Raw genomic sequence first — 20,793 nt, 5'->3', positions numbered from 1 at the left:
CAGGCGGGGTTGGTGGCTGGCAAAAGAGCATGGTAGCGCAGGCTTACGGCGTCTAGAATTGGTTGCATGAGCTCTCCTACACCTGACACCCCCAAGTCCAGCAACTTTTTGCGCCAGATCATCGAACACGACCTGGCAGCAGGCACCTACACCGGCCGCCATTGGGCCGGCCGCCCGGGCGACGCCGACCAGCAGGTGCAGGGCAAGCCCGACCTGGCCAGCATCCGCACCCGTTTTCCCCCAGAGCCCAACGGCTACCTGCATGTGGGCCACGCCAAGAGCATCTGCATCAACTTCGGCCTGGCGCGCGACTACCACGGCGTGTGCCACCTGCGCTTTGACGACACCAACCCCGAGAAGGAAGACACCGAGTACGTCAACAGCATCATCGACGCGGTGAAGTGGCTCGGCTTCGACTGGAACGGCAGCCCCGGCGCCGCCCCCTACCAGGCCAGCGACTACTTTGGCTTCATGTACCGCGCCGCCGAGTACCTGATCGAGACCGGCCACGCCTACGTGGACGAGCAGACGCCCGAGCAGATGCGCGTGAACCGCGGCGACTTTGTGAAGCCCGGCACCGACAGCCCTTTCCGCAACCGCACCCCGGCCGAGAACCTGGCGCGCTTTCGCGAAATGAAAGACGGCAAGCTGCCCGACGGCGCCGCCGTGCTGCGCGCCAAGATCAGCATGGCGCACCCCAACATCAACCTGCGCGACCCGGCCATCTACCGCATCAAGCACGCCGAGCACCACGCCACCGGCAACCAGTGGTGCATCTACCCGATGTACAGCTTTGCCCACCCCATTGAGGACGCGCTGGAAAACATCACCCACAGCCTGTGCACGCTGGAATTTGAAGACCAGCGCCCCTTCTACGACTGGACGCTGGAGCGCATCGTGCCCATCTTGCGCGGGCCGCAGTTTGCCCACGCCAAGACGCTGATCGAGAAGATTGAGCAGCAGGGTCTGGAAGCCGGCAAGGAATTTGCCCTGCACTGCCACAACCAGGCCGACAAGCTGTTTGCCAGCGCCGCCGAAGGCGACATGCGCGCCCTGTTTGTGCGCTGGGAGCACGACCGCGACGCCATCCTGCGCGACCTGCCCACCTTCTTTGCGCTGCTGAAAGAGAACACCGCGCAGTTCACGCCCCTGCTGGCCCACGCGCTGGACCAGGAACGCCCCAACCCCTTCCTGCTGCCGCACCAGCACGAGTTTGCGCGCCTGAACCTCACCTACGTCATCACCAGCAAGCGCAAGCTCGCCGCCCTGGTGAACGAGCGCAAGGTCAACGGCTGGGACGACCCCCGCATGCCCACTATCGTGGGCCTGCGCCGGCGCGGCTACACGCCCGAATCCATCCAGGCCTTTGCCGAACGCATTGGCGTGACCAAGAGCGACAGCTGGATCGACTACAGCACCCTGGAAGGATGCCTGCGCGAAGACCTGGAAGCCAAGGCCCACCGCGGCATGGCCGTCATCAACCCCGTGAAACTGGTGCTGACCAACTGGGACGAGGTGATGGGCGCCGGCCACCTGGAGCCCTGCACCCAGCCCGCCCTGCCCCACCCGCCCGAAGGCGTGGAAAGCCCCACGCGCCATTTCACCATCGGCAAAGAGGTGTGGATCGAGCGCGAAGACTTTGAAGAAGTGCCCCCCAAGGGCTACAAGCGCCTGTTCCCCGGCAACAAGGTGCGCCTGAAGGGCGGCTACGTGATCGAGTGCACCGGCTGCACCAAAGACGCCAACGGCCAGATCACCGAAGTGCTGGCCACCGTGGTGCCCGACACCAAGAGCGGCACCCCCGGCAGCGACCTGGTGAAGGTGAAAGCCGCCATCACCTGGGTGGGCGTGGCCGACGGCGTGCGCGCCGAAGTGCGCATGTACGACCGCCTGTTCAGCGATGCCCAGCCCGACGCGGGCGGCAAGGACTTTTTGGAGAGCCTGAACCCGAACAGCCTGAAGGTCGTGACCGCCATCGTGGAGCCGTCACTAGCCAACGCCGCGCCGGATCAGAAGTTCCAGTTTGAGCGGCACGGGTACTTTGTGGCGGATCGTATTGACCACGTTGCGGGCACCAAGCCGGTGTTTAACTTGGCGGTGGGGTTGAAGGATAGTTGGGGGAAGTAGCATTAGATGGATAAGTAAATAATACTAACAGGGGGGGAATTTCTTTGTACACGACCGAGCTAAATCTAACTAATTTCAAGCGTTTTCCAAACCAACCGATCAATTTATCTAGCAAAATCACTTTGCTACTTGGTCCCAACAGTTCAGGGAAGTCATCTGTTATCAAAGCGCTGCTTGGATTAAAACAAACAGCGTCTCCTTCTAACGAAAATGAGGTTTTTTCAGCTCAAGGTGAATACGTTGACTTGGGCGTATATAAAGATTACGTTTCGAACCACGACATTACGAAAAAGATCAAGATTGCCCTTAAGGTAAAAGAAAATCTCAGTCCATTTGGTAGAGCAGATGCACGTAATCTGCAAGTCGAATTTTGTTTTGGACACGACTTCGCTACAGAGCAGGCTCGACTTCTTGAAATCTTTGTCCGTGACGACGCCAATGGAGGAGTCACGTTAGTTAGCTTGGTGAAGAAGAAAACAAGGGAGTCGTTCTTACTGACAATGTCCGATTCCTTTGGAAAAGAATTGCTAAGTGAGTTCTTTGACGCCAAAGACGATCCAAGAAAGACCGCTTTATTAGCTCTGTGGGAAAAGGGAGTCTCAGTTTTAGTCGGCGACCGTTATCAATTCACTTTGGAAGCTACTAAAACGACAGCCATAGGTAATAAAGATTACTTTCAAGCCCTCCCGGTTTCTGTGCTTACGCGTTTGGTATCTTCAGTATTGCGTGGCCTAGATCGTGACTTCTTCTACACTGGCCCGCTTCGTAGGAGCCCATCTCGGAGCTATGGGAGAACTGCACATTTATTGTCTGTTGGGCCTGCCGGTGAACATACACCAAGTGTATTGGCAAACCTAAAATCCAGGGCCGCCAAAGAACGCTCAAAAGAACGCCCCCAAAGCAAACGTTTGGACCAACTGAACAAATGGGTCGATGCCATTTTCCCCGGTTGTCGAATTGAATCCAAAGCGGTCGAAGAACTAGTAAAGCTGGAGATTGAACGTAACGATGGTGGTCGTGAGGTAATTTCTGATGTGGGTTTTGGCATTTCCCAAGTACTTCCAATACTGGTGCAGGCTGCTGTTATGCCAGCGGATACAACACTCCTGATTGAACAACCGGAACTGCACTTGCATCCAAGTGCGCAAACCAAATTAGCAGAAGTCATTGCGGATGCAAGCAATAGCGGGCGAAGATTTTTAATTGAAACTCACAGTGAGCATTTTGTTCGAGGACTCCAGTTGGCTGTATCTAACGGCTCAGCAAAAAAAGGATTGCTTGCAAATAGGCTGCACCCGTCAGATATAACGTTTATCTATGTGCCAAGATCGCCGGCATCTCCACACGAAATGTCTCTAGATAAATGGGGAGAGTTTTCTAATCCATGGCCTTCTGGATTCTTTGATGAAGGCTATCTGGCGGCAATGAAGCTACTCCAGAACCGCATCGCAGCTCAAAGCAAGGCCGAAAACGCAAATCAAGCCGAAAACGTCATTGAGCGTCCAAAACCCAAAGGAAGTTCCACGTGAGGACCGCGGTTCAATGGGAAGCTTTGGCGGCAATTTTTGATGGCCGCTGCGACCAAGTAACCACTGGTGCAGTGCTCTCTTCAAAGATCTCGGTAACTGCAAAAATCTTGGATCTCTACGAACAGAATCTCGGCTTAAATCAGCAGTTTCAAACTTGGTTTGCGTCGGCTAGCCAGGGGAGACTTTCACTTCACTTGGCCGCGCTCTCCCCTAGTAAGGTGAGAGTTGCTGACGCCATATGTGATGGTTATGGTACAGCCGCATATTTTGGTAACTCTAGTTTTTTCGCTCATCTACCCAATGTCACCGCTGCTGCGTCACAAAGTCTTGAGAGCATTGGTACTCGAATAATTTCGGTAACTCGCCGAATCGACTTTCCGATCGAGGGAGATAACCCAGTATTCACAATTGGCACTGAGTCTGGTGGTACGTTGGACTTTGACTGTCTTACGCGTTTTTTGCTACCTGAGGAAAACGTTGTTGTTTACGATAAATTTATTAACCCCACCTCCATCCAACTCTTGGAACACATTGCCAAGACGCTAAGCGCTGGTTCAACTATGCGGGTGTTCCATACATTCAAAGCTGGCGGCAACCTACTGGATACACCCGACATTTCTGCTCGTTTACTGGCTGCAAATGGTGCACTTCATATCGAATGCCAAAGAGTGTCTACTGCGTTTAAAAAGCTTGAACATGACAGGTACATTTTTCTCGGCAACCGCCTTCAGCTAGTTTTTACCGCAGGACTAGATTGCTTTGGTGATATCGATGCGCCAACTGGTAGAAGGAAAAATCGACGATCAAAAATTAGTTTTTACGACGTAACAGGGGGAGAGGACCTACGCATCGAACGTGATGATGGCACTCACTTTACGGTGAAAAGCATTGGAGTTATATAGAGGCATCTGGAGCGGCACTCATGGAAGACGACCTGCGCTTCGAGTTGCACCACAAGTTCATCATTGATCGCTTCGGCCGCTACCCGCACCACAACACAATTTGTACGTGCATCCAGCGCGGAAGAGCTGGCGTTTCCGACCGAGGCAGACACCGCTAGGTCATTGAGGCAGAACTGCCCAAAAGAGTGCTTGCGGTCACCTTGCAGGCTCCTGGTTTTCCCAGAAAGGGGCGGTCCACTACTGCGCGGATGACTTGCACGTCACCGCGAGGGATCGTGACTCGATACCTGGCAACTGCTGTTTGATCTGAATCGCTCTGCGCTGCCAATTCGATCAGCCACAGATCACCAACCTTCGAGAGGATCTGGGCTCTGACCTTTCCCCAATTCTCCGCGCCACATTCCACGTCCTTGCTTGTCATGCCTTCTGGCAGCGCACTCCGAATCAATTGACATGTCTTGGTGGGCACCCGCAATTCAGCAGCGGTGTCTTCACGGATTCCGAGAAAGCTAGCTGTCATCTGGGGGAATAAGTTGCTTTGGTTTGCTATCAACGGTAACAGGATGAAAAGAATAACCACAACAAAGACACCCACGATGGAAATATGAAGAGACCGCAGCCTTACCGCTGCAAATGCATTCGCCACCATTCCAAGCGCCAACAGAACAAAGAAAACGGCGTCGGTGTGCAGATACCTTGACCTAAACACTTGCATCAACGGTAGCAAGACAAGAGAAATGCTCATGCTCACAACTGCAATACCGACGGCGGCGGAACTCGTTTCTACCCGCGCAGTGCCCCCCTTGGTAAACAAGATTGTTGCAAGCGTCATTGCCCATAGCAACAGCATTACCAATGCCAGTACGCTATAGAAATTGAGCCACGTCCCACAATCACGAAATTCGGGGTAAACAATTAAGCCGAGCATCAGACCAACACCGCCGAGCTGCAACCCCACCATTTCCAGTTCGGTGAAGTGGCGTTTGGTCTCGACTTTCTTTTCCTCCAGCACCGACAGGTAGTGTCGATAAAAAATCGCAGGCGCAAACAATCCCAATGTCAACAAGCTCAGCACACCAACGGCGCTCGCTGCTGCGCCAACTCCTAGGCCAATGAGGAGGGAGAAGTCCGATGGAAAAAAGTCGATGGAACGGAAATACCAAAAGAGAATGGTGACACCCAGCAAAGTGCCAAATGCCGTCAGACTCAGCCACGGTATTTCATTGAGCGAACGAAATAGTCGGCGCGTTTTGTGTGACCACACAGATTTGACTTCCCCAGAAGCCGTGCAGTTCTTCTTCATGAACTTGGGCATATCGCCTCTCTCCCTTTTTTGCACTCATTCTAGGCTGCGCAACGGGCCGACTTGCTATCTATTGCATAGCTGCTTACGCATGCTCTACGGGCATCATGGGCCAATTTGGCAATAAATTACTGCCCCTTGGTTGCGCCCGCGGCCCTGCGCCGCACATGCAGATGCGTCTGCACCGAATCCCCCTCGCCCGTCTTCACTTCCTTCACCTCCAGATACGCCGCCTGCTGGCGGATCAGTTCGCCCAGCTTGGCCACGCCATAGTTGCGCGGGTCAAACGAGGGGTGACTACGGTTGATCTGACTGCCCAGGGCCGATAGCGAGGCCCAGCCGTCTTCGCGGGCGGTGGCGTTCAGGGCGTTGAGCAATATCGGTTTGAGCTTGGGCAGCTCGGCCACGGGCTGCTGCTGGCTGGGGCTGGCTTCGTCGGGTTCGTTGCGCAAAATTTCCGTGTAGATGAACTTGTCGCACGCCGCCACAAAGGGCTCGGGCGTCTTGCGCTCGCCAAAGCCATAGACCACCAGCCCCGCCTCGCGGATGCGGGTAGCCAGGCGTGTGAAGTCGCTGTCGCTGCTCACCAGGCAAAAGCCGTCCACGTTACCGGTGTGCAGCACGTCCATGGCGTCGATGATCAGTGCGGAGTCGGTGGCGTTCTTGCCGCTGGTGTAGCTGAACTGCTGTATGGGCTGGATGGCCATGGTGTGCAGCACGTCTTTCCAGCTGCGCAGGTTCTGCGTGGTCCAGTCGCCATAGGCGCGCTTGATGGTGGCCGTGCCGTAGCGCGACACCTCGGCCAGCAGCTCCTGAATGACGGACGCCTGCGCGTTGTCGGCGTCAATGAGCACGGCGAGTTTCTGGTTGGTGTTGGTTGCCATGGAGATCTCCCTTGTTTTCGCCATGGTACAGGGTTTGACGTGCTATGCTTTCAGTAGCTGCCTACGCATACTCCACGGTCGCTGCAGGCCTATTACGCTCATAATTCCGGCAAACACCCCACCCACCCCATGCCCCGCCGCAAGCACCACCACGTCTACGTGGTCGAACTCTCTCCAGACGTGCTGCTGGAGCCTAAGTTCCGCAAGAACAACCCGCACTACGTGGAAGACAAGCCCTGCGTCTACGTGGGCATGACGGGCCTGGACCCGGACGTGCGCTTTGACAAGCACAAGGCCGGCATCCAGGCCAACCGCTATGTGCAGCAGTACGGCCTGCGCCTGCTGCCGGACCTGTACGAGGGCTTCAACCCCATGCGCTATGAGGAGGCGGTGGACCGCGAGATTGAAGTCGCCATCGACCTGCGCTCCGCCGGGTTTGGGGTGTGGCAGGCCTGACCGCCTGACCGGTTAGCGCCTTGGTTTGCTACTGTTTGGGTGGCTGTTTGCGCAGACACCATTCACGGTTTTTTGCACTCCGCACGGCTGTTGGCGGCCTTGATGTAGGCAATCAGGTCGTTGCGTTCGCCGGCGTCGGCCACGCCGTCATAGGTCATGGTGCTGCCGGGAACCATGGCCAGCGGCTTGCGCAGAAAGTGGTCCAGCGTTTTTTCGTTCCACACAATGCCGGATTGGCGCATAGCAGGCGAGTAGTCAAAGCCCGGCACGGTACCCGCGCGGCGGCCCAGCAGGCCGCAGTGGCGCGGGCCTACCCGGTCGTACGCCAGCGCGTGGCAGGCGGCGCAGCGCGCGTACAGCTGCTCGCCCCGCACAAGATCCGGCCCGGCGGGGGCCGCCATGCTGGTGCCCGTTGCCCCGAGCACCAGCACAGCCACCGCGATGCAATGGCGGGTAGACATCAGACCATGAAGGCAGAAGGCACGGGGGCTTCGCCAATGGCTTGGCGCAGGACGGCCCAGTGCATGGCCTCGTCACCCAGAATGCTGGCCGCCGCCTTGGCCAGGTCGCGGTTGCCAAACAGCGGGACGGCGCCCAGATAGGCACTCACGGCGCCCTGCTCCAGCTTGGCGGCAAACTTTAAGACGTCGAGCTCCGCCTTCAGCTGGTCCACCGGGAAGTCATAGCGGGCCTTGGCTGCGGCGGGCTTGCCGCCAAGCGTCTCCACGGTCTTGGAAAGCAGGGCCACGTGCTCCTTGTGGTGGCCCTGGAAAGTTAATGCCAGTTCCAGCACGGGCTTGCTGAGCAATTTGCTCTCGGCCCCCAGCTGGTACGCGGCAATGGCTTCCAGCTCGGCACCGATGGCCGTGTTGAGGATCTGGATATCGCTCCCCTTGGCACCGCCGGACTTGGCGGCCAGCGCGTCGTTGCCGGCCATCAGTGCCACGGCGGCGCCCGACAAAACCAGACCGCCCGAGCGGCCGAGAAACAAGCGTCGTGCCGCGGTGGGATTGGACATTTGAAAGAAAGACATGATGATCTCCTGTTGAAAAAAAATAGGTGACCGGGCTGGTCACGGGCGAGAGGAACCACGTTCAGAGCCAATCTGGCTCAACACGCCGGCCACGATGCGGTCGCAACGTGCACCGGCAAAAGAGAAGGCGTCGCCAATGGCCATGTCGATGTCGCGTGACAGGCCCTCGCGCAGGATGCTGCGGGCCCGAAAAAAGCGCGAGCGCACGGTGGCCTGCGGTATGTCCAGCGCCAGCGCGGCTTCTTCCACGCTCATTTCCTCCACGCCGCGCAGCATGAACACGGTGCGAAAGGTATCGGGCAAGGCGTCAATGCGTGCCTCGATCTGCTGGCGAATTTGCGCGCGCATGGCGCTGGTTTCGGGTTGGTCGTCGGGGTTGGCCTGCATGTGGGTCTCCAGGGTCTCGCGTTCGGCGTCCATCTCGGCGTTCAACGGCAGCACCTGGGCGCCCGTGCGGCGCAAGCGGCCCAGCGCCGCGTTGACGACGATGCGCACCAGCCAGGTGGACAGACGGGCATCCGCCCTGAAACTGCCCATGGACCGCCAGGCCCGCAGATAGGCCTCTTGCAGGACATCTTCCGTGTCGTCATCGTTCTTGAGGATGCTGCGCGCAGTGCGAAAAAGCAGGCGGTTGTTGCGGCGCATGATCATGGCAAAGGCAAGGTCATTGCCGGCGGTGACCATGGCGACCAGTTCGGCGTCGGAGCTGGCGTCCGGGGGCATGGAGTGGAGTGCGTGTTGGGTGTTCATGGCGGTTCCTGTCCATTAGATGGGGCATGGGCCGACGGCGTTCCGCTTTTCGGTTACGCTCCCCACCCACACAAACACGGAATCTCTATGAAAAAGCTCAATATCACCATTCAAGTCGAAATGTCCGTACCGGACGACTGGGAACTGGTACAGACCTCCGAAGGCACGCCGGTAGTGAAGCTGCCCAATGGTCAGTTCATGGACGTGGCCATCGAACCCCTGTTCGCCACCGACCCCGAGGAAACCTGGTCCAGCACCGAAGACGAGGATGTGCTCAACAACATCCTGGACATGGTGGAGAGCGAGGCCGTGGCCTACGAATTCGTCAGCGAGTAGGCGCGCAAGTACGCTCTGCTACCGTGTGGCGGCCATGGACTGCCCGTAGTGGTAGCCGATTTGGGCGTCGCTGTAGCGGTACTCCGCCCCCACCGGACAGCTGTTGCGCGCCAGGCAGCGGTCGCGGCAGGCGGAACCTGGCTGGTGCCGGTAGCTCAGGCAGGCCTTCAGGTTGAAGCCGCCGTCCAGCGCTCCGGCCGGGCACTGGCCCACGCAGATGCGGCCAGGGCAGGCGTCGCAGGGCGACGGGCTTTCCACAGGCGGTGTGGGCGCCAGGGTGGTGTCGGCCAGCACCACGGCACGGTAGGCAAACCAGCTGCCCCAGGCAGCATGCACGCCCACCATGAAGGGCGAGGCATGGTGCCAGCCCGCCAGTTGCCCCAGCCGCTGCAGGCCAACGGCCGTGGGGCCGGGGTAGACAAAGCAATGCCGCACACCTGGCTGCGTATGGGCCAGCCAGGCAGCAACGTGGGTGCGCGTGAACGCATCGATGGGGTGCTCGCCCTCCATACCGGCCAAAGCCAGCTGCTGCCACAGCAAGCCGCCCAGATGGCCGATCAGCAACAACTGGCGGTAGGGGCCAGCCGCATCCACCGGCAGCGCCGCCTGCACGTCGGCGGGCAGGTCGGCCAGGTTGAAAACGGCTTGCAGGTTCAGCCCCTGCGCGTTGAGGTCAGCAAATGGGGAGCCCGCGTGGGCGGGGGGCGGGTTGGCGGTCATGCGCAAAGTATCGCACCGGCACCTGGTCGATAAAAAATACTTGCCCCTGAAGTCTGTGGGCTTCTGTGTGGATAAGCGTGTTTACAAGCCGCCAAACCCGCTCCAGCATTGGCTTTGCACAGAGTGCCTTGTTTTTAGGCAGATGCGGAAACCGCCATTTTTGGCAGCACCGGGTGTGGTAAGGGCCGGCAAAACCTCACGCACCCGGGGCCATGCAAAAACTTTTACCATTCCCCGCTTGCACAATTCCCCCGCCGCCCCGCCCCATGTCTGACACGCCCACCCTGTTTACCGCCCGCACCGAACCCGACGACCTGCAGGCCGACGCGTGGTCCAACGAGCCGCTGCTGGTGTCGCTGGAAATGGGGGGCAGCAACTGGCCCAGCTCCTGCCGCAGCGGCAACTGCCGCACCTGCATTGGCCAGCTGAAAAGCGGCACTGTGCGCTACGAGATGGAGTGGCCCGGCCTGAGCGCCGAAGAAAAGGCCGAGGGCTATGTGCTGCCCTGCGTGGCCTACCCCTGCTCCGACGTGGTGGTGCAGCCGGGCTACTGAGCCGCACACCTGGCAACCTTTGGTTGCACAACGGGCCGCGCCGTTGACACGCCAGATACATCAGCACCACACTATGAGGGCTCATTCACCACGAGGAGCCCGCCATGAAGTTCAATGCCATTGTGTGTGCCGTAACGGCCGCCAGCCTGGGGTTTAGCGCAATTGCCTTCGGGGCCGACCACGACCGGCGCGAGCGCAACGACCGCGCAGACCAACGCCGGGAGCAACGGCACGACTACCAGGACCAGCGTCGAGAACGCCAGCGGGAGTACCGCGACGACCGCCGGGAACGTCGGCAAGACTTCCAGGACGAGCGGCGCAACGACCGCCACAACTATTACTACAACGCGCGCGGCCCGGAGTTCCACCGTGGCGCCCCCATTCCGTACGAATACCGCCGCTACCCCTATGTGGTGGTGGACTACCGCCTGCACCACCTGGCGCCGCCCCCGCGGGGCCACCACTGGGTGCAGGTGGGGCCGGACTATGTGCTGGTCGCCATTGCCACGGGCCTGATCGTGAGCATTGTTCTGGGTTACTGAGTTCTTGAAAAAACAATACCGAGGAGACACCGATGTTTGGATTGATGCAGGACCGCCCGCTGTTGATTGCGTCGCTGGTTGAACACGCAGCCACGTTTCACCCCGAGACGGAAATCGTTTCGCGCCTGCCCGAGGGCACGGTGCACCGCACCAACTGGCTGGGCGTGCGCCAGCGCGCCAAGCAGGTGGCCAACGCCATGGCAGCGCTGGGCGTGCAGCCGGGTGACCGGGTGGGCACGCTGGCCTGGAATTCGTACCGGCATCTGGCGCTGTACTACGGTGTCTCGGGCAGCGGCGCCGTGCTGCACACCGTGAACCCCCGGCTGTTTCCCGAGCAGATTGACTACATCGTCAACCACGCCGAAGACAAGGTGCTGTTCTTCGACATCACCTTTGCCGAGCTGGTGGAAAAGCTGGCACCCCTGCTCAAGTCGGTCAAGACCTTTGTGGCCATGACGGACCGGGCGCACATGCCCGCCATCCAGGTGCCCAACCTGCTGTGCTTCGAGGAGCTGCTGGACGCGCAGAGCACCGACTACACCTGGCCCGAGCTGGACGAGCGCACGGCCTCTTCGCTGTGCTACACCTCGGGCACCACGGGCAACCCCAAGGGGGTCTTATATTCGCACCGCTCCACCGTGCTGCACACCTTGATGGAGCTGGCGCCCGACACCTTTGGCATCAGTTCCGGCGAGACGCTGCTGCTGGTGGTGCCCATGTTCCACGCCAACGCCTGGGGCACGCCTTATGCCGCGGCCATGGTGGGCGCCAAGCTGGTCATGCCCGGCCCGCACCTGGACGGAAAGAGCATCTACACGCTCATGCGGGACGAAAAGGTGACCTTCTCGCAGGGCGTACCCACGGTGTGGCTCATGCTGTTCCAGTACCTGGACGCCAACCCCGACGTGCGCCCGCGCGAGCTGGGCGTCAAGCGCATCGGCATTGGCGGCGCGGCGGTGTCGCGCGCCATGCTGGAGCGCTTCGAGAACGACTTTGGTGCCGAGGTGGTGCAAGGCTGGGGCATGACCGAAACCAGCCCCATCGGGGTGATCAGCAAGCTGCTGCCTAAGCACGCGGCACTGGCGGGCGACGAGCTGCTGAAGATCAAGCTCAAGCAGGGCCGCGGCGTCTGGGGAGTGGACCTGAAAATCGTGGACGAAAACGGCCAGGCGCTGCCGTGGGACGGCAAGGCCTTTGGCCACCTGCATGTGCGCGGCCCCTGGATCACCAGCGGCTACTACAAGAGCGAGGGCGGCGCGGTGCTGGATGCCGAGGGCTTCTTCCCCACCGGCGACGTGGCGACCATAGACCCCGACGGCTACCTGCAGCTGGTGGACCGCGCCAAGGACGTGATCAAGTCCGGCGGCGAGTGGATTTCGTCGATTGATGTCGAGAACATCGCCATGGGCCATCCGGGCGTGGCAGAGGCCGCCATCATCGGCGTGGCCCACCCCAAATGGCAGGAGCGGCCGCTGCTGATCGTGGTGAAACGCCCCGGTCAGGAGGTCACCCGGGACGGCATGCTGGACTACCTGAGCTCCCGCATCGCGAAATGGTGGCTGCCCGACGATGTGGTGTTCGTGGACAGCCTGCCGCATACGGCCACGGGCAAGCTGCTCAAGACCAGCCTGCGCGCGCAGTTCAAGGACTACCGTTTGCCTACCGCCTGAAAAATACTTACCCCTATTTAATGTGGGCCACGCTGTGGATAACCCTGCTCATATGCGGCGGGGGCCGCGCCAGCATTGGCTTTGGACACAGTGCCCAATAATTAAGCATGCTCAGGGTTAACCCGAGGAATTTTCTCCTGTTTCTCCAATGACGGCAAATTGTGTGATAGCAAAAAGTTTTTGCCATAAATACATTGCTGCGCAGCATAAAACGCCCGGCTTTACCCCCATTTCCTCTGGATAGCTTTGTGGATAACTTTGTTCACAAGTCGCAAAACCCGCGCTACCACTGGGTTTGCAACGGCCTGCCCGGCAATTGACCAGCGGTGGGGCCGATATGATGCAGGCCCCCCTCTTTGCCAATGGATGTTGATGTATGCACCTGGACCGTATCGATGACTAACGCACAGTGGTTTTTGCTGGTGGGCGCGCTGCTGCTGGTCATGGGCCTGACGTTTACCGTGCTCAAGCGCTCCCCCATCACGGCGGCCATCGTCTACTTGCTGGTGGGCCTGGCGGTGGGGCCCAGTGGGCTCAACCTGTTCCACTTCAACCCGCTCAAGGAATCCGCGCTGCTGGAGATGCTGACGGAGGTGGTGGTGCTGATTTCACTGTTCTCGGCCGGCGTGAAGATGCCGGTGCCGTTCAGCCTGGCGCGCTGGCGCACGCCCATTCTGCTGGCCACGGTGTCCATGGGCATTACGGTGGCGCTGGTGGCGGCGCTGGCGTATTACGTGCTGGGCCTGCCGCTGGGGGCCGGCGTGCTGCTGGGGGCCATACTGGCGCCCACCGACCCGGTGCTGGCCACCGATGTGCAGGTCCGCCACCCCGGCGACCGCGACCAGCTGCGCTTTACCCTGACCTGCGAGGCCGGCATGAACGACGGCAGCGCCTTCCCGTTTGTAATGCTGGGCCTGGGCCTGCTGGGTCTGCATGACCTGGGCGACCTGGGGCTGAAATGGCTGCTGGTGGACGTGCTGTGGGCCACGGCCGCCAGCGTGGTGATTGGTGGCGTGGCCGGTGTGGCGCTGGCCCGCCTGGGGTGGACGCTGCGCCGTGCGCCCCACCAGCACGTACTGCTGGACGATTTTCTGGGCCTGGGGCTGATTGGCGTGGTCTATGGCCTGACGGTCATGGTGAACGCATGGGGTTTCCTGGCGGTGTTTTTTGCCGCCGTGGCACTGCGCCAGACCGAGCAGAAGCTGGCCCGCGGCAGCCGCGCCCCGCTGGGCGCCGGGGAGCAGGCGGAACCGGTGCCCACGGTCAGCGAAGGTTCGCTGGTGTTCAAGGAGCATCTGGAGCGGCTCTCGGAGCTGGTGCTGGTGCTGCTGGTGGGCGGCACGCTGTTTCTCAATTCTTGGACTTGGGAGGCCGTGGGCGTGGCGCTGTTTGTGTTCGTGGTGGCGCGCCCGGTGAGCGTGCTGGTGGGCCTGTGGGGCACCGGCACGGCGTGGCGCATGCGGGGCTTGACGGGCTGGTTTGGCGTGCGCGGCATTGGCTCGCTGTACTACCTGATGTACGCCATCCAGCACGGGCTGCCGGAGCCGCTGTCCCTGAAGCTGATTCAACTGACGCTGATTGTGGTGACGCTGTCCATCTTCCTGCATGGCGTCAGCGTCAAGCCGCTGATGGAGCGCGTCTGGCGGCGTGACAAGCCGGCGCCGTCACCATGAAGGCCCTGCACACGCGCGAGGACGCGGCCGCCCTCTTCCACGCCCTGCAGCAGCAGGCCCGCGCACAGGGCATTGCCCTGCGTCAGCCGCCGCCCGAACCCACCAGCTGCTGCGGGCGTGGCTGCAACGGCTGTGTGTGGGAAGGGTTCTTTGCCGCCGCCCATTTCTGGCAAGAAGACGCGCTGCAAGCCCTGCAGGCCGCCCAGCCTGAGGCTGCCGCCCGTGCCGCACGTGTCACGCACGCGGCACGGCACCCGACCGGCCAGCGCTTAGACTGGCCGGCAAACATTCACCAGGAGACTTCCCCCATGCTTACCTTGTGCGGCTTTGCCATTTCCAACTACTACAACGTGGCCAAGATGGCCCTGCTCGAAAAAGGCGTGCCTTTTGCCGAAGAGCATGTGATGACGGGCAGCAAGGAGGAGGCGGTGCTGGGCTGCTCGCCGCTGGGCAAGATTCCGTTCATCCGCACACCGCACGGCCCCCTGTGCGAGAGCCACGCCATTCTGGAGTACATCGAGTCCACCTACCCCACACCGGCGTTGCTGCCCACCGACGCGTTTGCCGCCGCCAAGGTGCGCGAGCTGATGATGTTCATCGACCTGCACCTGGAGCTGGTGGCGCGTGAGCTGTACACCCAGGCCTTTTTTGGCGGCACGGTGAGCGAGTCGGCCCAGGCACGCGTGCGCAAGCAGCTGGAAAAGAACATTGCCGGTCTCAAGCGTCTGGTGAAGTTTGGGCCCTACGTGGCGGGCGACACCTTCACGCTGGCCGACTGCGTGGCATTCAACAACCTGCCCCTGGTGGGCATGGCCACGCGCGCCATCTACGGCGAAGACCTGCTGGCGGCTGCCGGCGTGGACTACAAGCCCTATCTCAAGCTGGTAGGCGAGCGCAGCAGCGCGCAGCAAGTGGTGGCAGACCGCAAGGCGGCCACCACCAAGGCGTAATCAGCGCGCCACCAGAACCGGCACGGACGACTCGGCCACCACCTTGGTGGCCACGCTGCCCAGCATGAGGCGCGCAATGCCGGTGCGGCCGTGGGAGCCCATGACGATCAGATCGGCCCCTTCGGTCACGGCGGTTTGCACCACACCGCTGGCGGCAGCCACGTCTTCCACCAGGCGCACCTGCAGGGCCACGGGTGTACCGCCCTGCTTGCAGAGCGCCTCCACCTTCGCATGGGCGGCTGCGGCGGCTTGCTGGGCCGATGCCATGTAGGCCTGGAACCCCATGGGGTTGACTTCACCCAGGCCGATGTAGGGATAGGGGTCCACCACGTACACCGCCGTCAGCTTGGCGCCGTGCGTGCGCGCCAGGCCCACGGCCAGTTGGGCCGCGTGCTCGGAGGCGGCAGATCCGTCGGTGGCGATAAGAATGTGCTTGAACATGGAATACCTCGCAAAAAAATTGGGTGTAGGTGAATGCTAACCTGCCCGGGCTGCATTACAGCAGCAGAACGAGATAGTAATATCGGCCCATAGGCTTCATTTCGAGGCTGGCTTGGAGGACATATGGCAAAAGAGCAGCGCAAGGAAAAAATGGTGAAGAAGCCCAAGAAGGACACTTCGGAACCCAAGAACTCGACATCCGACCGCCCCATGGCGCCGGTGACGGCCGTGATTCCCCGCGGCAAGGACAAAAACAAATAAGCGCCTGCCCCTTTCGGGGCAGACGCTTGGGGTATCAACAGGCGCCGCAACGGCGCCTTGTTTTTTTAGGCCCGGTTGGTGCGGCCCGCAGGCACCGCCAGAGGCTGCTGGCGCTTGCCGCCGGTCAACAGGCGCAGGGCAAACAGGGCCAGGAAGACCGTGCCCACGGCGAACACGATGTCACCGGGCACCCGCAGCCAGACCATGGTTTCCATGAAGTGCGAGTGCACCACTTCCGGCGAGCGGGCAAACCACATGCCCTTGGTGATGCTGGCCCAGGCCTGGTACACGCCGGCCGGCACCAACGAGATGAACACCATCATGGCCAGGCCGATGTTGAGCGACCAGAACATGGGCGACAGCAGCTTGTCGGACCACGCAGCGCGGTCAGACAGCCCCCGCAGGCAGAACAGCAGCAGACCGATGCCCAGCATGCCGTACACACCGAAGAGCGCGGCGTGGCCGTGCGCAGCCGTCATGTTCAGGCCTTGCATGTAGTACAGGGCAATGGGGGTGTTGATGGAGAAGCCCAGGAGACCAGCGCCCACCACGTTCCAGAAGCCCACGGCGATGAAGCACAGGATGGACCACTTGTAGGCCTGCACCCAGGGGGCGACCTTGGAGCGCTGGTAGTTGCGGTAGGCCTCGACACCGATCATGGCCAGGGGCACCACTTCCAGCGCCGAGAACATGGCGCCGATGGCGATCACGAAAGTGGGCGTGCCGGTGAAGTACAGATGGTGCAGCGTGCCCAGGATGCCGCCGAACAGGAACACGATGGTCTCCAGCACGATGGCGCTGTTGGCGGTGGCGGCACGGATCAAGCCCAGGCGGGTGAACAACAGGGCAATCACGGCGGTGGCGAACACCTCAAAGAAACCTTCCACCCACAGGTGCACCAGCCACCAGCGCCAGTACTCGATCATGGAGTAGTGGGTGTGCTTGCCCCAGGTGAGCGAGGTGGCGTAGAAGCCGCCAATGCACAGGGCTGCCAGGAACACCATGGCGATCAGGCCACGGCTCTCGGACGGGGTCTTGAGCGCCGGCATCAGGCCACGGCCCAGCAGGGTCACCCAGAACAGCAGGCCAATGAACAGCAGGATCTGCCAGACGCGGCCCATGCTGGTGAATTCCAGGCCCTGGTTGCCGATCCAGAAGGAGAAGTTGTTGCCCAGGTGCTGCAGGCTGCCCAGCCAGCCGAAGGCGGTGGAGCCCACCACGATGAACAGCAGCGCGTAGAACAGCACGTTCACGCCCAGCTTCTGGTACTTGGGTTCGTGGCCCGAAATGGCCGGCGCGATGTACAGGCCGGTGGCCAGCCAGGCGGTGGCAATCCACAACACCGCAAACTGGGTGTGGATGGTGCGGCTCACGGTGAACGGCAGGATTTGCGCCAGCGGAATGCCGAAGAAGCTCTGCCCTTCGACCGCGTAGTGGGCGGTAATGACACCCATTCCCACCTGCGCCATGATCAGGCCGATCACCACATAGAAGTACTTGCGGGTGGCCAGCATGGATGGCGTGGGCTTGAGGCTGAACAGCGGGTCGGCCTTGGGAGGGGTGGGGTCTGCCTCTTCGTGTCCCGTGGAGTGGAAGAAGATCATGCCGGCAATGGCCGCAATCATGAAGATCACGCTGGCGATGGACCACATGCCCGCACCGGCGGTAGGCGTGTTGGCCACCAGCGGCTCATGCGGCCAGTTGCTGGTGTAGCTGAGGTCGGTTTCACCCGGACGGTCGGTGGCGGCAGCCCATGCCGACCAGAAGATGAAGGCTGGCAGTGCCTGCAGGTCTTCCTGGTTGGGGACCGAGCCGGAACTCATGGCGTACTGCTCACGCAGTTTGTCCAGCGACGCATCATCGCCAAACAGGCCCATGTAGTGCTTGACCACCTGCTCGACCGCCTGCGCGCGCTCCGGCGACAGGGTAATGGCGCCGGTTGCCGCGTCATAGGTATTGGCGCGCAGTTCCGTCTTCAACCGGGCGTTGAGTTCCGCCTGCTGGCCGACACCCAGTTGCTCGAAGGACTTGCCGAAATCGCGCTGTGCCCACACGTCACGCAGGGCCAGGGCCTCGCGGTGCAACCAGTCGGCCGACCAATCCGGGGCAACATAGCTGCCGTGGCCCCAGACGGAGCCCAACTGCTGCCCACCGGCAGACAGCCAGGCTTCCTGGCCCCGCAGAACCTGCCCTTCGGAGAAGAGCACCGTTCCTTTGGTGCTGACGACCTGTTTTGGAATGGGCGGCGCTGTCAGGTAAATCTCGGTACCAACCCAACCCAAAACGGCAAAGGACAGTACGCAGATCACAGCGAGCCAAGTCCAGAGTTTGCGTGTTGCATGCATGGCAAATTTCCTTCTTGGTAGTGATTAAAAAACAAAACTGAATTTAAGATGCATTCTATCTGCATCTTATTAAAGATGGAAGATATTTGTATGTTTATTTGCACAATCCGCCCCTCCTTCTGCCCGTCAGTGCAAAATAGGTGGTAAACCACCAAAATGCATACACTATTAAGCGGTTGCGCAACAGTGCGCCCAATTACCCTTTACCGGATACCCACTGCGCCATGAGACTCACCACCTACACCGACTACTCACTGCGCACGCTGATGTACCTGGCTGCCAATCAGGACCGGCTGGTCACGATCCAGGAAATTGCGGACTTGCACAAAATTGCCAAGAACCACCTGACCAAGGTGGTACACCAGCTCGGTCTGCTGGGCCTGGCCCAGACCGTGCGGGGCCGCAACGGCGGCCTCAAGCTGGGCAAGACGCCGGCAGAGATCAACATCGGGGCCGTGGTGCGCAGCACCGAGACCGATTTCTTCATGGCCGAGTGCTTCGACCGCGACAAGAACGCCTGCATCCTGAGCTCATCCTGCACCCTCAAAGGGGTGTTGCACACTGCCACCGCCGCATTCCTGGAAGTGCTGGATGGCGTGACGCTGGAAGACCTGATGCGAAAAGGTGGCAGCCGCAGTGGCAGCGTGGCCGTCAAATCCATCCGCGTGCAATCCAAGGCCAAGACCCCAAAGGCCTGACCGCCAACGCACCGACCGGCGCAAGAAGAAAGCGGCATGCCTGCCAACTGGTACGAGCGCCACATCCTGCCCGGCGCGCTGGACTACGCCTGCGGCCTGCCCATGATCAGTCGCCAGCGCCAGCTGGTGGTGCCCCTGGCACAGGGTCGCGTGCTGGAAGTGGGCATTGGCACCGGGCTCAACATGCCCTACTACGACAAGCGCCGCGTCACCCGCATCACCGGGCTGGACCCGGCACTGCAACTGCACCCGCTAGCGCGCGAGCGCATTGCCCAGGCGGGCCTGGACGTGGAGCTGGTGGGCCTGTCAGCCGAGCAGATTCCCCGGCCCGATGCCAGTTTTGACACCGTGCTGGTGACCTACACGCTGTGCACCATTCCCGACCCATTGGCCGCCTTGCGGGAAATGCGCCGCGTGCTGGCGCCGGGCGGGAAGCTGCTGTATTGCGAACACGGCCGCGCACCCGATGCCTCGGTGCAGCGCTGGCAGGAGCGGCTGCAGCCGCTATGGGGCAAGCTGGCAGGCGGCTGCCACCTGGGGCGCGATATTCCGGCCCTGCTGCAGGAAGCGGGCTTTGCCCTGTCGGACCTGCACACGCGCTACCTGCCGGGCCCCCGCCCATTCACCTTCCACTACTGGGGTGTCGCCTTGCCGGCGTGAGCCGGCCTGGCACCGGCATCGAACACGCCGCCGAGCAATTCGGGCAGGCGCTCGGTTCCCATCTTGAAACCGCAGGCCTGGGCATGGCCGCCGCCGCCCATGCTTTCGGCCAGGCTGATGCAGTCGAAATCGCGCTGCGAACGCAGGCCGGCCTTGACAACGCCCCCTTTGCCGGCACTCCACATCAGGGCAAAGGTGCCGCTTTGGCGGGAGAGCATGTCACCCACCAGGCTGTGGAACATGCCCGGCGCGTTGACCATGAGCCCGTGCTGGCCATTGAAGGTCAGGGGTTGTGCGCCCTCGGCGATATCGGCCGCCAGCTTGCTGAATTTGTCGTCCATGGCCTGCCCACGCGCCATGAAGGCGGCAAGCTGTGCCGCGTTGAAGGACGCCATCTCGGCCCAGTGCGAAAAATCGAAGCGTTCCATGTCCAGGGCCGCCAGAAAACCTGCACTTTCGGGGTACTGCCACACCCAGATGTCACGGTCTTCAATGAAGCGCACGAGGTCGGGCATCGGCCGCTCGGGCTGGAAAAACTCCCAGGCCAGCCGTGAGCCCGCCTTGTGCATGTCGAAATGCACCACGCCGCAACGGCAGACAAAACCGGTCAGCTTTTCGGCGGCGCTCTTGTGGTGGTCCAGCATCACGAGCTTGGCGGCACGCTCGTCAATGGCCTGCATGATTTCCGGCGAGAACGAGAAATCCAGGATGTAGACCGCACGGCCGTGTAGGCTGGGCAGGTCCTCGACGGTCTTGATGTCACCGTGGTCCAGGCCCAGGAATTCAGCCTTGCCCCCGTAGTACAGCCAGGCGGCCAGGGCGGCGGCAAAGCCGTCCGGGCAACTGCGGCCGTGGTAGAGAACCAGGGGATTAGGGTCGTTTTTGTCGGGTGCAACCGGCAGTTGCAGGGAAAGTATCTTGTTCATGGCGGCTCCATTGTCGCCCAGCGGCGCCCGTTG

At 61.1% G+C, this 20,793-nt stretch carries 22 protein-coding genes; 13 read left to right on the top strand and 9 right to left on the bottom strand.

What is annotated here, in order from left to right:
• The first annotated feature begins 66 nt into the window (after positions 1-66).
• From AC1Q5W_RS04610 to AC1Q5W_RS04600, 3 genes are read left to right on the top strand one after another with little or no spacing between them, the layout of a single operon-like run.
• A complete protein-coding gene (locus AC1Q5W_RS04610) occupies positions 67-2,127 on the top strand; it encodes a glutamine--tRNA ligase (protein ID WP_492643630.1) in 2,061 nt (686 codons plus the stop codon).
• Positions 2,128-2,171: 44 nt separating this feature from the next.
• Positions 2,172-3,656 (top strand): AAA family ATPase, encoded by a 1,485-nt coding sequence (locus AC1Q5W_RS04605; protein ID WP_492643631.1) that lies wholly within the window; start codon positions 2,172-2,174, stop codon positions 3,654-3,656.
• Entirely contained in the window at positions 3,653-4,558 is a 906-nt protein-coding gene (locus AC1Q5W_RS04600; RefSeq protein ID WP_492643632.1) for a hypothetical protein, read from the top strand. Before AC1Q5W_RS04605 ends, AC1Q5W_RS04600 begins: the two co-directional genes overlap by 4 nt.
• Before the next feature lie 154 nt (positions 4,559-4,712).
• Here AC1Q5W_RS04600 and AC1Q5W_RS04595 read toward each other — a convergent pair whose 3' ends face one another.
• Together AC1Q5W_RS04595 and AC1Q5W_RS04590 are read right to left on the bottom strand one after the other, a co-directional pair.
• Complete coding sequence (locus AC1Q5W_RS04595; RefSeq protein ID WP_492643633.1) at positions 4,713-5,873, bottom strand: hypothetical protein; 1,161 nt, start codon at positions 5,871-5,873, stop codon at positions 4,713-4,715.
• A 116-nt stretch (positions 5,874-5,989) separates the two neighbouring features.
• Positions 5,990-6,745 (bottom strand): NYN domain-containing protein, encoded by a 756-nt coding sequence (locus AC1Q5W_RS04590; RefSeq protein ID WP_492643634.1) that lies wholly within the window; start codon positions 6,743-6,745, stop codon positions 5,990-5,992.
• Positions 6,746-6,874: 129 nt separating this feature from the next.
• Between AC1Q5W_RS04590 and AC1Q5W_RS04585 the strand changes: the two genes are divergently transcribed.
• Positions 6,875-7,201 carry a hypothetical protein gene (locus tag AC1Q5W_RS04585; protein ID WP_492643635.1) on the top strand — a complete coding sequence of 109 codons (327 nt, stop codon included), beginning with the start codon at positions 6,875-6,877 and terminating at the stop codon, positions 7,199-7,201.
• Between the two features lie 62 nt (positions 7,202-7,263).
• Here AC1Q5W_RS04585 and AC1Q5W_RS04580 read toward each other — a convergent pair whose 3' ends face one another.
• Genes AC1Q5W_RS04580 through AC1Q5W_RS04570 form a run of 3 tightly spaced genes read right to left on the bottom strand, consistent with a single transcriptional unit; the run spans position 7,264 to position 8,984 of the window.
• The gene (locus AC1Q5W_RS04580; protein WP_492643636.1) at positions 7,264-7,662 is read right to left on the bottom strand and encodes a c-type cytochrome; all 399 of its coding nucleotides are present in this window, start codon (positions 7,660-7,662) and stop codon (positions 7,264-7,266) included.
• The gene (locus AC1Q5W_RS04575) at positions 7,662-8,234 is read right to left on the bottom strand and encodes a ferritin-like domain-containing protein (protein WP_492643637.1); all 573 of its coding nucleotides are present in this window, start codon (positions 8,232-8,234) and stop codon (positions 7,662-7,664) included. Before AC1Q5W_RS04575 ends, AC1Q5W_RS04580 begins: the two co-directional genes overlap by 1 nt.
• Before the next feature lie 39 nt (positions 8,235-8,273).
• Positions 8,274-8,984, bottom strand: coding sequence for an RNA polymerase sigma factor (locus AC1Q5W_RS04570; RefSeq protein ID WP_492643638.1), 711 nt, complete (start codon positions 8,982-8,984; stop codon positions 8,274-8,276).
• An 87-nt stretch (positions 8,985-9,071) separates the two neighbouring features.
• Here AC1Q5W_RS04570 and AC1Q5W_RS04565 point away from each other — a divergent pair, with 87 nt between their 5' ends.
• Positions 9,072-9,320, top strand: a complete 249-nt coding sequence (locus AC1Q5W_RS04565; protein ID WP_492643639.1) for a hypothetical protein — start codon at positions 9,072-9,074, stop codon at positions 9,318-9,320.
• Positions 9,321-9,338: 18 nt separating this feature from the next.
• On the opposite strand, the gene AC1Q5W_RS04560 is transcribed toward AC1Q5W_RS04565, so the two are convergent.
• Positions 9,339-10,040 (bottom strand): hypothetical protein, encoded by a 702-nt coding sequence (locus AC1Q5W_RS04560; protein WP_492643640.1) that lies wholly within the window; start codon positions 10,038-10,040, stop codon positions 9,339-9,341.
• Between the two features lie 266 nt (positions 10,041-10,306).
• Here AC1Q5W_RS04560 and AC1Q5W_RS04555 point away from each other — a divergent pair, with 266 nt between their 5' ends.
• The 5 genes from AC1Q5W_RS04555 (at position 10,307) to AC1Q5W_RS04535 (ending at position 15,429) form a co-directional block, all read left to right on the top strand.
• The gene (locus tag AC1Q5W_RS04555; RefSeq protein ID WP_492643641.1) at positions 10,307-10,594 is read left to right on the top strand and encodes a 2Fe-2S iron-sulfur cluster-binding protein; all 288 of its coding nucleotides are present in this window, start codon (positions 10,307-10,309) and stop codon (positions 10,592-10,594) included.
• Positions 10,595-10,698: 104 nt separating this feature from the next.
• Positions 10,699-11,136 (top strand): RcnB family protein, encoded by a 438-nt coding sequence (locus tag AC1Q5W_RS04550; RefSeq protein WP_492643642.1) that lies wholly within the window; start codon positions 10,699-10,701, stop codon positions 11,134-11,136.
• Positions 11,137-11,168: 32 nt separating this feature from the next.
• Positions 11,169-12,806 (top strand): 3-(methylthio)propionyl-CoA ligase, encoded by a 1,638-nt coding sequence (locus AC1Q5W_RS04545; RefSeq protein ID WP_492643643.1) that lies wholly within the window; start codon positions 11,169-11,171, stop codon positions 12,804-12,806.
• Positions 12,807-13,201: 395 nt separating this feature from the next.
• Positions 13,202-14,479 (top strand): cation:proton antiporter, encoded by a 1,278-nt coding sequence (locus AC1Q5W_RS04540; protein ID WP_492643644.1) that lies wholly within the window; start codon positions 13,202-13,204, stop codon positions 14,477-14,479.
• Complete coding sequence (locus AC1Q5W_RS04535; protein ID WP_492643645.1) at positions 14,476-15,429, top strand: glutathione S-transferase N-terminal domain-containing protein; 954 nt, start codon at positions 14,476-14,478, stop codon at positions 15,427-15,429. Before AC1Q5W_RS04540 ends, AC1Q5W_RS04535 begins: the two co-directional genes overlap by 4 nt.
• On the opposite strand, the gene AC1Q5W_RS04530 is transcribed toward AC1Q5W_RS04535, so the two are convergent.
• Positions 15,430-15,870, bottom strand: coding sequence for a universal stress protein (locus AC1Q5W_RS04530; protein WP_492643646.1), 441 nt, complete (start codon positions 15,868-15,870; stop codon positions 15,430-15,432).
• 123 nt (positions 15,871-15,993) lie between these two features.
• Here AC1Q5W_RS04530 and AC1Q5W_RS04525 point away from each other — a divergent pair, with 123 nt between their 5' ends.
• Positions 15,994-16,131, top strand: a complete 138-nt coding sequence (locus AC1Q5W_RS04525) for a hypothetical protein (protein ID WP_492643647.1) — start codon at positions 15,994-15,996, stop codon at positions 16,129-16,131.
• A gap of 65 nt (positions 16,132-16,196) precedes the next feature.
• On the opposite strand, the gene AC1Q5W_RS04520 is transcribed toward AC1Q5W_RS04525, so the two are convergent.
• Positions 16,197-18,476: a nitric-oxide reductase large subunit gene (locus tag AC1Q5W_RS04520; protein ID WP_492643648.1), complete on the bottom strand. Its 2,280-nt coding sequence runs from the start codon at positions 18,474-18,476 to the stop codon at positions 16,197-16,199.
• 224 nt (positions 18,477-18,700) lie between these two features.
• Here AC1Q5W_RS04520 and AC1Q5W_RS04515 point away from each other — a divergent pair, with 224 nt between their 5' ends.
• Positions 18,701-19,174: an RrF2 family transcriptional regulator gene (locus tag AC1Q5W_RS04515; protein WP_492643649.1), complete on the top strand. Its 474-nt coding sequence runs from the start codon at positions 18,701-18,703 to the stop codon at positions 19,172-19,174.
• Positions 19,175-19,210: 36 nt separating this feature from the next.
• Positions 19,211-19,834, top strand: coding sequence for a class I SAM-dependent methyltransferase (locus tag AC1Q5W_RS04510; RefSeq protein WP_492643650.1), 624 nt, complete (start codon positions 19,211-19,213; stop codon positions 19,832-19,834).
• Here the strand turns inward: AC1Q5W_RS04510 and AC1Q5W_RS04505 are convergent.
• Positions 19,807-20,760 carry a DHH family phosphoesterase gene (locus tag AC1Q5W_RS04505; RefSeq protein WP_492643651.1) on the bottom strand — a complete coding sequence of 318 codons (954 nt, stop codon included), beginning with the start codon at positions 20,758-20,760 and terminating at the stop codon, positions 19,807-19,809. The genes AC1Q5W_RS04510 and AC1Q5W_RS04505 overlap by 28 nt on opposite strands.
• Positions 20,761-20,793 lie beyond the last annotated feature (33 nt).

Source organism: Rhodoferax sp. MLSD5-FHT05B10, assembly GCF_058793415.1.
The sequence above is the reverse complement of the archived record's forward strand: the minus strand, read 5'-3'. Positions and strand labels throughout refer to the sequence as shown.

What these genes read in the sequence shown, in the direction of transcription:
- AC1Q5W_RS04610 (WP_492643630.1), top strand. Translation starts at nt 67, where the DNA reads ATGAGCTCTCCTACACCTGACACCCCCAAGTCCAGCAACTTTTTGCGC.
- AC1Q5W_RS04595 (WP_492643633.1), bottom strand. Translation starts at nt 5,873, where the DNA reads ATGCCCAAGTTCATGAAGAAGAACTGCACGGCTTCTGGGGAAGTCAAA.
- AC1Q5W_RS04590 (WP_492643634.1), bottom strand. Translation starts at nt 6,745, where the DNA reads ATGGCAACCAACACCAACCAGAAACTCGCCGTGCTCATTGACGCCGAC.
- AC1Q5W_RS04585 (WP_492643635.1), top strand. Translation starts at nt 6,875, where the DNA reads ATGCCCCGCCGCAAGCACCACCACGTCTACGTGGTCGAACTCTCTCCA.
- AC1Q5W_RS04580 (WP_492643636.1), bottom strand. Translation starts at nt 7,662, where the DNA reads ATGTCTACCCGCCATTGCATCGCGGTGGCTGTGCTGGTGCTCGGGGCA.
- AC1Q5W_RS04575 (WP_492643637.1), bottom strand. Translation starts at nt 8,234, where the DNA reads ATGTCTTTCTTTCAAATGTCCAATCCCACCGCGGCACGACGCTTGTTT.
- AC1Q5W_RS04570 (WP_492643638.1), bottom strand. Translation starts at nt 8,984, where the DNA reads ATGAACACCCAACACGCACTCCACTCCATGCCCCCGGACGCCAGCTCC.
- AC1Q5W_RS04565 (WP_492643639.1), top strand. Translation starts at nt 9,072, where the DNA reads ATGAAAAAGCTCAATATCACCATTCAAGTCGAAATGTCCGTACCGGAC.
- AC1Q5W_RS04560 (WP_492643640.1), bottom strand. Translation starts at nt 10,040, where the DNA reads ATGACCGCCAACCCGCCCCCCGCCCACGCGGGCTCCCCATTTGCTGAC.
- AC1Q5W_RS04555 (WP_492643641.1), top strand. Translation starts at nt 10,307, where the DNA reads ATGTCTGACACGCCCACCCTGTTTACCGCCCGCACCGAACCCGACGAC.
- AC1Q5W_RS04550 (WP_492643642.1), top strand. Translation starts at nt 10,699, where the DNA reads ATGAAGTTCAATGCCATTGTGTGTGCCGTAACGGCCGCCAGCCTGGGG.
- AC1Q5W_RS04545 (WP_492643643.1), top strand. Translation starts at nt 11,169, where the DNA reads ATGTTTGGATTGATGCAGGACCGCCCGCTGTTGATTGCGTCGCTGGTT.
- AC1Q5W_RS04540 (WP_492643644.1), top strand. Translation starts at nt 13,202, where the DNA reads ATGACTAACGCACAGTGGTTTTTGCTGGTGGGCGCGCTGCTGCTGGTC.
- AC1Q5W_RS04535 (WP_492643645.1), top strand. Translation starts at nt 14,476, where the DNA reads ATGAAGGCCCTGCACACGCGCGAGGACGCGGCCGCCCTCTTCCACGCC.
- AC1Q5W_RS04530 (WP_492643646.1), bottom strand. Translation starts at nt 15,870, where the DNA reads ATGTTCAAGCACATTCTTATCGCCACCGACGGATCTGCCGCCTCCGAG.
- AC1Q5W_RS04525 (WP_492643647.1), top strand. Translation starts at nt 15,994, where the DNA reads ATGGCAAAAGAGCAGCGCAAGGAAAAAATGGTGAAGAAGCCCAAGAAG.
- AC1Q5W_RS04520 (WP_492643648.1), bottom strand. Translation starts at nt 18,476, where the DNA reads ATGCATGCAACACGCAAACTCTGGACTTGGCTCGCTGTGATCTGCGTA.
- AC1Q5W_RS04515 (WP_492643649.1), top strand. Translation starts at nt 18,701, where the DNA reads ATGAGACTCACCACCTACACCGACTACTCACTGCGCACGCTGATGTAC.
- AC1Q5W_RS04510 (WP_492643650.1), top strand. Translation starts at nt 19,211, where the DNA reads ATGCCTGCCAACTGGTACGAGCGCCACATCCTGCCCGGCGCGCTGGAC.
- AC1Q5W_RS04505 (WP_492643651.1), bottom strand. Translation starts at nt 20,760, where the DNA reads ATGAACAAGATACTTTCCCTGCAACTGCCGGTTGCACCCGACAAAAAC.